Consider the following 12152-nt stretch of genomic DNA (forward strand, 5'->3'; position numbering starts at 1 on the left):
ATCAGTTCAGGCCGCGATCGGCCGCCTCGACGAGCTTGCGCTCCGCTTCGGTATCGAGCGAGCGGCATGCCCACAGATAGACGAGCGCGGCAACCGGCAGGCCGACCAGCATCGCGATATCGGTACCGCCGAGCGCACGTGCGACGGGGCCGCTGTACGTCTCGGTCTTGAAGAACGGGATCATCGCGACGAAGCCGACCGCATAGGCGGTAAGGCCGCGCCAGTTCCAGCGCCCGTAGATGCCGCGCGGGTTGAAGATTTCGCGCACCGAGTAATGCGTATGCCGCACGAAGAAGAAGTCGACGAGATTGATCGCGGTCCACGGCGTGAACAGATAACCGAGGATGCCGAGGAAGTCGCCGAACTTGCCCATGAAGTCGTCGGACGCCGCGAACGCGAGCGACGTCGCGACCACCGCGACGATCAGCAGGCTCGCGACGCGCTTGCCTGCGTTCGACTTGAGCGGCCGGAACGAATCGGTGATGCTGAGCAGCGTCAGCGATGCGCCGTAGAAATTCAGGCCCGTGATCGCGAGCAGCCCGAGCAGCGACAGCAGCAGCGTGACGGAGCCGAAACCCGGATGGATGGCGTCGCCCGCGCGCTGCACGGCGTCGGCGATCTCGATCTTCGAATTCAGCGCGGCTGCGGCCGTGCCGACCAGCATCATCCACGCGCCGCCGATCAGCGCGCCGGTGAAGGTCCACCAGAAGGTTGCGCGCACACCGGTCTTGGGCGGCAGGTAGCGCGAGTAGTCCGACACGTAGATCGACCACGACAGCTGGTAGGCCGCCGCCGCGAACAGCTGCACGAGGAACGGCGTCGCCTTGAAGCCGGCAAACGACAGCTGCCCGGCCGGGAACGGCACCTTCACGCAGATGCCGACGCTGAACACGCTCAATGCGATCAGCAGCGCGATCGCGAGCCAGCGCTGCGCCTTGTGGATCAGGTCGTAGCCGAAGATCGCGAGCCCCACCGCGATCGCGGTAAACACGATATAGCTGACGTGCGGCTCCGTGCCGAGCAGGTGATGCGCGGTCTGGCCGGCCATCAGCTGATTGAACGAGTTGTAGCCGACATACGTGACGAGCGCGACGATCCATACCAGCAGCGCACCCATGTAGCCGAACTGCGGCCGCGACTGGATCATCTGCGGCAGCCCGAGCTGCGGGCCCTGGCTCGAATGGAACGCCATGAAGAACGTGCCGAGTAGATTGCCGATCAGCACCGCGATCGCGCTCCACAGCAGATTCCCCCCCATGCTCACGCCGATCGCGCCGCACGCGATCGTCGCGAGATTCGCGTCGCCGGTAAACCAGACGGGCCACAAGTGCCACGCCTTGCCGCGCCGCTCCGCGAGCGGCACATAGTCGATCGAACGCGCCTCGATGCGCGACTTGCCGCGACCTTCCATCGCGAGGCCGTCGGCCACTGCCTGCTGTCTCATGTCTCCTCCATTGCGTCTGTCGGCGGCAGTGACGCGCCGCGCCGCGGCCGAAGCGAAACCGGCAGCGGCGTGGCCGATCACCGAACACCGGTGACGTTACTTACAGTTAACGATGAACTATCAGTTAACAATAGCACGCACTTCGCCGGGTCCACCGTACTAGCGCAATTTCCTATTGACGCAAGCTCTATGCGACGCGTTCCTGATTTGCAGCAAACGTCATACGAATTTTGCTGTTTGATGCCGCCAAATTCGCGGCCAATCTCGGGATAACCCTGATCCCAAATCGCTCACGCATCTTCTATATTTCGTTAACCGTCAGTTTTAACGTAACCACCAGTTAATCAAATACGACATCCGAGCCGACGCCATGACCTATCTGCCCATCGAATTCCACCAGAAAGCCAAGCTGCCGCAACTGCCGGCCGATTTCTGCTCGAACCCGGAACTCGCGTGGACGATTCCGAAAACCTATTACACGTCGCAGGAGGTCTTCAAGGTCGAGGAAGAGAAGATCTTCGCGGACACGTGGATCTGCGTCGCGCACCGCAGCGAACTGGCCGACGCGAACCAGTATGTCACGCGCGAAGTGATCGGCGAGAACGTGCTGATCGTGCGCGGCAAGGACAAGGTGCTGCGTGCGTTCTACAACGTCTGCCCGCACCGCGGCCATCAGCTGCTCGAAGGCAGCGGCAAGGCGAAGAACGTGATCACGTGCCCGTACCACGCATGGACGTTCAAGCTCGACGGCGCGCTCGCGCACGCGAACAACTGCGATCACGTGATGGCGTTCGACAAGGAGAACGCACGCCTCGTGCCGGTCAAGGTCGAGGAATACGCGGGCTTCGTGTTCATCAACCTGAACCCGAACGCCGGCACGGTCGAGGAGCAGTTGCCCGGCATGGAGGCGCGCCTGCGCGCTGCGTGCCCGGTGATCGACGACCTGAAGCTCGCCGCGCGCTTCGTCAGCGAGACGCCCGCGAACTGGAAGTCGATCGTCGACAACTATCTCGAGTGCTACCACTGCGGCCCCGCGCACCCCGGCTTCTCCGACTCGGTGAAGATCGACCAGTACACGCACACGCTGCACGGCAACTGGACGCTGCAGTTCGGTCACGCGGAATCGTCGGAGCGTTCGTTCAAGCTCGACCCGTCGATCCAGGACGCGAGCTTCCAGGGCTTCTGGGCGTGGCCGTGCACGATGTTCAACGTGCCGCCGGGCGCGGATTTCATGACGGTGATCCATGAATTCCCGGTCAACGCCGAAGTGACGCTGCAGCACTACGACATCTATTTCCTGAACGAAGCGCTGACCGACTATCAGAAGAACCTGATCGAGTGGTACCGCAACGTGTTCCGCCCGGAAGACCTGCGCCTCGTCGAAAGCGTGCAGAAGGGGCTGAAGTCGCGCGGCTATCGCGGCCAAGGACGAATCATGGTGGACCAGCGCCGCAGCGGCATCAGCGAACACGGCATCGCGCACTTCCATCATCTGCTCGCACAAAAGTATCAGGACTGACACCCGCACCAGGACGACATCGACATGACTTCCCTTCAACAACCGGGCCTGCTGCGCGAGCAGGCATACATTGCCGGCGCGTGGCGCGGCGCCGACGACGGCGCGGTGCTCGACGTCACCAATCCGTCGACCGGCGAGCTGATCGCACGCGTGCCGAACATGGGCGCCGCCGAGGCGCGCGCCGCGATCGAGGCCGCGCATACGGCGTTCGCGACGTGGCGCAAGACCACCGCGAAGGAGCGCGCGCGCCTGCTGCGCAACTGGTTCGAGCTCATCATGGCGCGCCAGGAAGACCTCGCGGTGCTGATGACGCGCGAGCAGGGCAAGCCGCTCGCCGAAGCACGCGGCGAGATCGCCTATGCGGCGTCGTTCGTCGAATGGTTCGCCGAGCAGGCCAAGCGCATCGACGGCGACGTGATCCCGAGCCCGAACCCCGATCAGCGCCTCGTCGTGACGAAGGAGCCGGTCGGCGTGTGCGCGGCGATCACGCCGTGGAATTTCCCCGCGGCGATGATCACGCGCAAGGCCGCCCCCGCGCTCGCGGCCGGCTGCACGATCGTGATCAAGCCCGCGAACGAAACGCCGTTGTCCGCGTTCGCGCTCGCGGCGCTCGCCGAGGAAGCCGGCATTCCGGCGGGCGTCGTCAACGTCGTGACCGGCAAGTCGCGCGAGATCGGTGCGGAAATGACCTCGAGCCCGCTCGTGAAGAAGCTGACCTTCACCGGTTCGACCGAAGTCGGCCGGCTGCTGATGCGCCAGTGCTCGGACACCGTCAAGAAGATGTCGCTCGAGCTGGGCGGCAACGCGCCGTTCATCGTGTTCGACGATGCCGACCTCGACCGCGCGGTCGAAGGCGCGCTGCTGTCGAAGTACCGCAACGCGGGCCAGACCTGCGTGTGCGCGAACCGCTTCTTCGTGCACGACACCGTGTACGACGAATTCTGCCGCCGCTTCGCGGAGCGCGTCGCGGCGTTCCATGTCGGCGACGGTTTCGATGCCGGCGTCAACATCGGCCCGCTGATCAACGAAGCCGCGCGCGACAAGGTCGACGGCCTCGTGCGCGACGCGGTCGCGCAAGGTGCGCGCGTGCTGGTGGGCGGCGCACCGCACGCGCGCGGCGGCAACTTCTACGCGCCGACCGTGCTGGCGGACGCGAAGCCGGGGATGGCCGTGCTGAGCGAGGAAATCTTCGGGCCCGTCGCGCCGATCGTGCGCTTCACGAGCGACGACGAAGTCGTGCGTCTCGCGAACCACTCGATCTACGGCCTCGCCGCGTACTTCTACAGCCGCGACATCGGCCGCGTGTGGCGCGTGGCCGAGCAGCTCGAATACGGGATCGTCGGCATCAACAGCGGCCTGATCTCGAACGAAGTGGCGCCGTTCGGCGGCGTCAAGCAGTCGGGCATCGGACGCGAAGGCTCCAAGTACGGGATCGACGATTTCCTGTCGATCAAATACCTGTGCATGGGCGGCGTGAGCGCCTGATCCCCGTGACAGGCGCGCGCGCTTCGGCCGCGCGCCTTTTCTGCTGTCCCGAATCCCCTGCTTTTCCCGCCGGCAAAGGAATGCCTGATGAACGCCCGTGAATCGATCTTCGTCGACGTCGTCGCCGTCGAGACCCTGACCCCGCTGATCAAGCGCTTCACGCTCGCGCTGCCCGACGGCGCACCGTTGCCGCCGTTCAGCGGCGGCGCCCACGTGCTCGTGTCGATGCAGAACGGCGAGCAGTGGCACCACAACGCGTACTCGCTGCTGAGCTCGCCGCACGACACGCGCCAATACCAGATTGCGGTGCGCCGCGAGGAAGCGTCGCGCGGCGGTTCGGCGTTCATGCACGAGCATGTCGCGGCCGGCACGCGGCTCGCGATCGGCTCGCCCGCGAACCTGTTCGAACTTGCACGCAACGCGCGCCGCCATGTGTTCATCGCCGGCGGCATCGGCATCACGCCGTTCCTCGCGCAACTCGCCGAGCATGCGCCGGGCGGCGACGTCGAACTCGAACTGCACTACGCGTACCGCAGCCCCGAACACGGCGCGTTCGTCGACGAGCTGAAGGCCGGCCCGCATGCGGCGAACGTGCATACGTACGTCGACAGCCTCGGCCAGCGCCTCGATCTGATGCGCCTGTTCAAGACGCTGCCCGCCGATGCGCACGTCTACGTATGCGGACCGCAGGGCCTGAACGACGCCGTCTATGCGAATGCCGCGCTGCTCGGCTGGCCGAAGTCGCAGCTCCATTCCGAACAGTTCGCCGCGACCGATACGGCCGGCCGGGCCTTCACCGTCGTGCTCGCGCGCTCGGGCATCGAGCTCGAGGTGCCCGAGGACACGACGATCCTGCAGGCGATCGAGCGCGCCGGCGTAAAGATCGATTCGCTGTGCCGCGAAGGCGTGTGCGGTACCTGCGAGGTTGCGATCCTCGAAGGCGAGGCCGATCACCGCGACCAGTATCTCGACGACGACGAAAAGGCCGCGCAGAAGACGATCCTGCTGTGCGTCTCGCGTGCGCGCACGCCGCGCCTCGTGATCGACCTGTAAATTTTTCCGCGCGCCGTATCCGGTAAACTACGCCGGATACAGGAACCCCGGCGCGCCGTTCCTTTTCGACGCGGCGGCATCGCCCGCGGCCCGCCCTTCGCGCGCCGCGGGCGATGCCGCCTTGTCGTCTGGCCGCGCGCCGCCGTCAGAAAGAGGAATGGATGTCCGAGGATACGTTCGCGTTCCGTCTCAAGGTGCTCCTCGAGCACAAGAAGCTGAGCCTGCAGCAAGTGGCCGACGCGGTCGGCATTTCGCGGCCGGCCGTGCACAAGTGGACGCGCGGCGGCGAGATCGACTATTCCAACCTGCGCAAGCTCGCCGCGTTCCTCGACGTCAACTGGGTCTGGCTGCGCTACGGCGACGATGCGGTGAAGGATCTCGGCATCGGCGCGCAGCCCGAACTGCCGATGACGGACCTGCGCCGTCGCTATACCGCCGAAATCGTGTCGAGCGAAGCGCGCATGAAGCACGCGCAGGAAGCGGCCGGCATCGTCACCTGGGAATGGAATCTCGTGTCCGACGAGCTGATCTATTCCGACAACTGCGCGAAGCTGTACGGCCGCGAGATTCACAGCAACGAGGAGTTCTGGGACATCCTGCATCCCGACGAGCGCAGCTGGCTCAACAGCCGCGCGCTGCAGGAAGCGATCGACGCGCGCAAGCCGTACGTGTGGGAGTTCCGGATCGTGCTGCCGGACGGCACCGTGCGCTGGATCGAATCGCGCACCGCGACGCTCGTCGACGATGCGGGCCGGCCGACGCGGATGGTCGGCACGACGATCGACATCAGCGCGCGCAAGTCGCTGGAACAGCAGCTGCGTGCGCAGATCGCGCTGCTCGCCGACGCCGAGCGTCTGGCCGGGCGCGGCGCGTGGCAATGGCGGCAGGCGCCCGATGAAGTGATGGTCTCGGACGAATGGTGCCGGCTGTTCGGCGTCGAGCGTGACGATGCGCCGCATCGTCATGCGCAAGTGCAGGCACGCGTGCATCCGGACGATCGCGCCGCGCGCGATGCCGCGCTGCAGGAAGCGATGACGAAGCACGGCGACTATCGCGCGTTGTACCGCGCGCTGCTGCCCGACGGCACCGTGCGGCTGATGCTCGAGCAGGGTCACGCGCGGCCCGACGACGAAGGCGACGGCGTGCGTGTGACGGCGATGTGCCGCGCAGCGGAACCCGCCGACGCGATCGCATTCGCCGCGCAACCGGCCGCGGCGACCACGCCGCACTGACGTCCGGCTGCCCGCGCATCTCGCATCGCGTACGGCGAGCGTCAGAGTGCGGCCGCGACCGCCTTGCCGACCGCCGTCGTATCGGCCGTGCCGCCCATGTCGGGCGTGCGCGGCCCGCTCACGAGCACCGTCTCGATCGCGCGCATGATGGCGTCGTGCGCGTCCTTGAAGCGTGCGTCGCCATCGCCGAGGAAATCCAGCATCATCGCGCCGGACCAGATCATCGCGATCGGGTTGGCGATGTTCTTGCCGAAGATGTCCGGTGCCGAGCCGTGCACGGGCTCGAACAGCGACGGAAAGGTGCGCTCCGGATTCAGGTTCGCCGATGCGGCGAGACCGATCGTACCCGTGCATGCAGGACCGAGATCCGACAGGATGTCGCCGAACAGGTTCGAGGCGACGACCACGTCGAAGCGATCCGGCTGCAGCACGAAGCGCGCCGAGAGAATGTCGATGTGCTGCTTGTCCCAGGCGATGTCGGGATAGCCGGCCGCGATCGCCGCGACGCGCTCGTCCCAGTACGGCATGCTGACCGCGATGCCGTTCGACTTGGTCGCCGCCGTGAGCTTTTTGCGCGGACGCGTATTTGCGAGCTCGAACGCGTACTTGAGGATGCGGTCGACGCCGTGACGCGTGAACACCGACTCCTGCAGCACGAATTCACGCTCGGTGCCTTCGAACATCTTGCCGCCGACCGACGTGTATTCGCCTTCGGTGTTCTCGCGCACCACGTAGAAATCGATGTCGCCGGGCTTGCGATTTGCGAGCGGGCACGGCACGCCGGGCAGCAGGCGCACCGGACGCAGGTTCACGTACTGGTCGAATTCACGGCGGAACTTCAGCAGTGAGCCCCACAGCGAAATATGGTCGGGCACCTTGTCGGGCCAGCCGACCGCGCCGAAGTAGATCGCATCGTAGCCGCGCAGCGTTTCGAACCAGTCGTCCGGCATCATCTTGCCGTGCTGCAGGTAGTAGTCGCAGCTCGCCCACTCGAAATGCGTGAACTCGAGGTTCAGGCCGAACTTCGCGCATGCTGCTTGCAGCACGCGCACGCCTTCGGGCATCACTTCCTGGCCGATGCCGTCGCCGGCGATCGCGGCGATCTTGAATGTCTGGGTCATTTCCGGTTCTCCGTGTGTGTCGTTGGTTGCGTCTTGCGTCTGCTTCGATGCGCCGGTGTGCGGTGCTCGGTCGGCGTGCGCGCGACATGCGCGGGTGCACGCAACGCTGGACGACAGGATGCCGGAAAGCGCGGCGCGGATAATCAGCTCAACCGGGGATTCGTCGTGCACGAATCGTGGACAATCGCGGGACGGCGAGCATCCCGCGCGCAGGAAGCGTCGCCGACCGTCGCAATCCGGTCGAAAACGCGCGCCTCGTCGGGCTCGTCGGCGGTGTCGAGCAGTTGCCGCTTTCCGTTACGCGTGTCGGCATCGATTGGTCCGATCTACGGTCGGCGCGGGCAATCGACGACTACGCGTCAATCTTCAAACCGGTCGATCGCCCTCAGTTGCACAACGAAGGCCCGCCCATCATCGCGCCGGCGTGCGCACTTCCCCATCCACCCTCAGCGTGCGCGTCCCTCGCGCGACGTCGTATTCGACCGTTTGCGCGGACGTCACGGCTCCGTACGAAATGCCGTTCACGTACACCGCGCCCTGCTTCAATTCGACCTTGTCCCCGTCGACCGTCGCCGTTCCCCGCTCGCCCTTCAGCACGGCGCCGGCGCATCCCTGCGTCGAAAAGCTGCGAACCGTCGTCTCGGCGTTCGTCGACGCGCCCGGTCGGTCCGGCAACATCAGCTGCATACCCGGCGGCGCAGCGTTCGCCGCACGACATGGCGACGTGTCCTGGCCGCCCGCGCCATGCGCAACGCCGCAGACGATGCTGCACCCCACACCCAGCATGGCAGCCGATGATCGCAGTCCGTTCATGCCCACCTCCATTGCGTGCCCATCGATTCTTCGGATCGACGCGCGGCCGATCCTGAGCGCAAGTGTGCCTCGAATTGCGTCGCAGACCACGCACTTCACCAGCGCGCATCGCGCCGAAAATTTCGCTTGATTGAGTTGCGCATCGCAACTATTATCGATTGCGACTCGCAGCTTTCCAGGACCGATCATGGACCTCGTCGACCTTCCCGCACAGCCGCGCGATGCCACCATCCTCGAGCTGCGCGACTTCTCCCGCAAACTCGTGCGCGAACTGGGGTTCATGCGCGCGACGCTAGCCGACAGCGACTGGGCGCCGTCGGCCGTTCACGCGGTGCTGGAGATCGGCATGTCGCCGGGCATCAACGCGAAGGATCTCGCGCAGATCCTCCGGCTCGACAAGTCGAACACCAGCCGACAGCTGGCGCGGCTCGAAGCGGCCGGCCTCGTCGAGCGCCGCGTCTCGAGCGGCGATGCGCGCACGGCTGCGTTGTTTCTGACCGCGGAAGGCAAAAAACTGCGCAAACGCATCGACCAGTTCGCGACCGATCAGGTGTCGAATGCGCTGCGCCGCCTGATGCCCGCCGATCAGCAGGCGCTGCTGCGCTCGCTCGCGCTTTATGCGGACGCGCTCGCGCAGGACAATGCGGCGAGGACGACAGCTCGCAAACCCGACGCGCCGCCGATTCTCGAAGGCTATCAGCCGGGCTGCATCGGCGACATCGCCGGCCTCCATGCCCGCTTCTATGCCGAACACTGGGGATTCGGCGCCTTTTTCGAGAAGCGGGTCGCGACCGAGCTCGCGGCGTTCGCGGCCACGCTGCCGGCCGAAGGCCGCGCGCTCTGGCTCTGCATGGACGACGGCCGCGCGGTGGCGTCTCTCGCAATCGACGGCGACGCGGCGACGGGCGTCGCGCACCTGCGCTGGTTCATCGTGAGCGACGCATTGCGCGGCGTAGGCATCGGGCGTCAACTGATGACGCGCGCGATGCGCTTCGTCGACGACTATCCATTCCGCGAGACCTACCTATGGACGTTCAAGGGTCTCGATTCGGCCCGCCATCTTTACGAGTCGTTCGGCTTTACGCTCGACAGCGAAGCTGAAGGCGCGCAATGGGGCACGACCGTCACCGAGCAGCGCTTCGTTCGGCAACGGCCGGAGCAATGACATCGAGGGTGCGTAGCCGCGCGTTCTGTCGCCACGCGTAGCGACGCAATCAAAACCGCTGGCGCATCCCGATCGCGACAATCGTCTGCGTATTCGCGCCCGCGTTCAACCCGTAGTCGCCGATCACGGCCTGCGCGGTCACGCGCGTGCCGTCCGCGCCGAGCGTCGTTCCTGATGCGCGCTGGAACGCCGCGATCGCATAGACGTCCGTGCGCTTCGACAGCAGATAGTCGACGCCCGCATTCAGCTGGTGATAATGCGCGGCGCTCGCGCCTGCGAGCCACGTGTAGTGATATCCGATGCCCACATTCAGCGCCGCGCCGATCCGATAGTTGGCAAACGCCGATCCGTCGTTGAAGCGCGTGCGTACCTGGAACACCGATGCGCCGTCGGGCACATACTCCGTGCGCGAGTACCCCGTGCCGACGGTCCATGCGCCGGCCGCATACTGGCCCGCGATGCGCGCGATATTGACCGCATGCGTGCTCCCGAACCCGACGTTCGCGGCCGTGTTGAACGGACTGTCCGTGCTGGCGCTCCACGTGCGCACGCCTGCATCGTTCATCGTATTGCCGCCGTTCGCCGAAAAATAGCCGGCCGCGACCGAGAACGGTCCGTACGCGTAGCTACCCGCCACGCTCCACGTCTGCCCCGCCGACGTCGCGCCGGCCACACCGCCGAAGCCGTACAGCGCCGCGACCCGCAAACCGCCGACGAGCGGGCTCGTGTACTTGATCGCGTTGTTCACGCGCATGCTGCCGTCGTAGTTGTCGACATCGCCCGGCGGCCCGAACGTCAGCCCGAAGTACGCGTCCTCGGTCAGCGCCGAAACGAGATCGACGAGCGGATCGTACTGACGCCCCATCCTCACCGTCCCCCAGCGCGTGCTCGACAAGCCGACGATCGCCGTGCGCCCGAACTCGCGCCCGCCTTGCGCCGCCATGCCTGTGCCGAGGCTGTAGCCGCTTTCGAGCTGGAACACCGCCGACAAGCCGCCGCCCAATTCCTCGCTGCCCTTCAAGCCCCAGCGATTGCCCGACATCGCATTGCCGAACCGGAACGCGGATCCGCTCGCGCCGTTCGCCGCAGCGGCATGGCTGACATAGGCCACGCCGCCATCCAGCAAGCCGTAGAGCGTGACGCCGCTCTGTGCGCATGCCGCGGCGCAGCACAGTGTCGACAACGTAATCGGGAATGCGAATCGATGGACTGGTCTCATGGTCGCGTGAGCTCGTTCGATGGTTGTGGAGGTAACGTTTTTCGCGTCGCTGCCGGCACGGATCTGCACGGCCACGCGAATATTTTTCGGTGACAATGGTCGGCGTATCAAAATCCGTCGTCCAATGACGACCCGTTTGGAATTGATGCGGAAGCGCTATGAAAGTAGAAAATTCGGAACTGGAAGCGTTTGTCGCCGTCGCGGAACTGGGGACGTTCCATCGTGCGGCGGAGAAGCTGCACCTCACGCAGCCGGGGCTTTCCCGTCGCATCCAGAAACTGGAGCAGGCGCTCGGGGTCGAGTTGTTCCAGCGCACGACGCGCAGCGTGACGCTCACCGGCGTGGGCCGCCAGTTCCTGCCGATGGCGCGCGAGCAGATCGCGCAGCTGGGGATGATGCTCTCGTCGATCCAGGAAATCGCGGAGAAGCGCTACGGCAAGGTGCGCGTGTCGAGCATTCCGACCGTCGTCGCGCAACTGCTGCCGAAGGTGCTGCTTCAGTATGCAGAGAAATATCCGCTGATCGGCGTGCAGATCCTCGACGGCAATCACGACTTCGTGCTGTCGCAGGTGCGCGCGGGCATCGCCGAATTCGGCGTGAGCCTGCATCCCGGCGACGACGAGGACCTGCTGTTCGAGCCGCTGTTTCCCGATCGCTACGTGCTGGCCGTGCATCGCGACGATCCGCTCGCGCAGGCCGACGGCGTGACGCTCGCGGAGCTGCGCCACGCGCGGCTCGTGATCGGCGGGCGCGACAGCGGCAACCGGCTGCTGCTCGAAATGCTGATGGGGCAGGAAGCCGTGCGCCTGCGCTGGTTCTACGAAGTCGAGCACATCTCGTGCGTCGCGGCGCTCGTCGCGGCCGGTGTGGGCTGCGCGATCCTGCCGCGCAGCGCGGTGGACGGCGTCGGCATGCTCGCGTCGCCCGACGTGCGTGCGGTGCCGATCACGAGCCCCGTCATCTCGCGCACGGTCGGCATCGTCCGGCATCGCGCGGTGTCGATGTCGAGCATGGCGAGCGACCTGTGCGCGCTGGTCAAGGCCGCCGCCGCGCGGGAATAAGCGATGCGCATGCCGGTTTGATAGCGTTCACGCATGAATC

Annotated in this window: 10 protein-coding genes; 6 read left to right on the plus strand and 4 right to left on the minus strand. The window is 65.8% G+C overall.

Annotation, left to right across the window (positions count from 1 at the left end; genetic code table 11):
* Position 1: 1 nt before the first annotated feature.
* The gene (locus tag BST28156_RS04880) at positions 2-1444 is read right to left on the minus strand and encodes a purine-cytosine permease family protein (protein WP_012218346.1); all 1443 of its coding nucleotides are present in this window, start codon (positions 1442-1444) and stop codon (positions 2-4) included.
* Positions 1445-1814: 370 nt separating this feature from the next.
* Between BST28156_RS04880 and BST28156_RS04885 the strand changes: the two genes are divergently transcribed.
* From BST28156_RS04885 to BST28156_RS04900, 4 genes are all read left to right on the plus strand, one after another.
* Positions 1815-2963, plus strand: a complete 1149-nt coding sequence (locus BST28156_RS04885; protein WP_012218347.1) for an aromatic ring-hydroxylating oxygenase subunit alpha — start codon at positions 1815-1817, stop codon at positions 2961-2963.
* Between the two features lie 24 nt (positions 2964-2987).
* Positions 2988-4448, plus strand: a complete 1461-nt coding sequence (locus BST28156_RS04890; RefSeq protein ID WP_012218348.1) for an NAD-dependent succinate-semialdehyde dehydrogenase — start codon at positions 2988-2990, stop codon at positions 4446-4448.
* A gap of 87 nt (positions 4449-4535) precedes the next feature.
* Complete coding sequence (locus tag BST28156_RS04895; protein ID WP_012218349.1) at positions 4536-5501, plus strand: PDR/VanB family oxidoreductase; 966 nt, start codon at positions 4536-4538, stop codon at positions 5499-5501.
* A gap of 161 nt (positions 5502-5662) precedes the next feature.
* Positions 5663-6733 (plus strand): PAS domain-containing protein, encoded by a 1071-nt coding sequence (locus BST28156_RS04900; RefSeq protein WP_012464839.1) that lies wholly within the window; start codon positions 5663-5665, stop codon positions 6731-6733.
* Between the two features lie 41 nt (positions 6734-6774).
* Here the strand turns inward: BST28156_RS04900 and BST28156_RS04905 are convergent, their stop codons facing one another.
* Together BST28156_RS04905 and BST28156_RS04910 are read right to left on the minus strand one after the other, a co-directional pair.
* Positions 6775-7854 (minus strand): tartrate dehydrogenase, encoded by a 1080-nt coding sequence (locus BST28156_RS04905; RefSeq protein ID WP_012218351.1) that lies wholly within the window; start codon positions 7852-7854, stop codon positions 6775-6777.
* Between the two features lie 411 nt (positions 7855-8265).
* A complete protein-coding gene (locus BST28156_RS04910) occupies positions 8266-8856 on the minus strand; it encodes a hypothetical protein (RefSeq protein WP_230943036.1) in 591 nt (196 codons plus the stop codon).
* Between BST28156_RS04910 and BST28156_RS04915 the strand changes: the two genes are divergently transcribed.
* A complete protein-coding gene (locus BST28156_RS04915) occupies positions 8855-9832 on the plus strand; it encodes a bifunctional helix-turn-helix transcriptional regulator/GNAT family N-acetyltransferase (protein WP_012218353.1) in 978 nt (325 codons plus the stop codon). The two genes, BST28156_RS04910 and BST28156_RS04915, sit on opposite strands and share 2 nt — an antisense overlap.
* A gap of 49 nt (positions 9833-9881) precedes the next feature.
* Here the strand turns inward: BST28156_RS04915 and BST28156_RS04920 are convergent, their stop codons facing one another.
* Complete coding sequence (locus BST28156_RS04920; protein ID WP_012218354.1) at positions 9882-11051, minus strand: porin; 1170 nt, start codon at positions 11049-11051, stop codon at positions 9882-9884.
* Between the two features lie 158 nt (positions 11052-11209).
* On the opposite strand from BST28156_RS04920, the gene BST28156_RS04925 reads away from it, so the two are divergent.
* Complete coding sequence (locus BST28156_RS04925) at positions 11210-12112, plus strand: LysR family transcriptional regulator (protein ID WP_012218355.1); 903 nt, start codon at positions 11210-11212, stop codon at positions 12110-12112.
* Positions 12113-12152 lie beyond the last annotated feature (40 nt).

The organism is Burkholderia pseudomultivorans (genome assembly GCF_902499075.1).
GTDB lineage: Bacteria > Pseudomonadota > Gammaproteobacteria > Burkholderiales > Burkholderiaceae > Burkholderia > Burkholderia pseudomultivorans.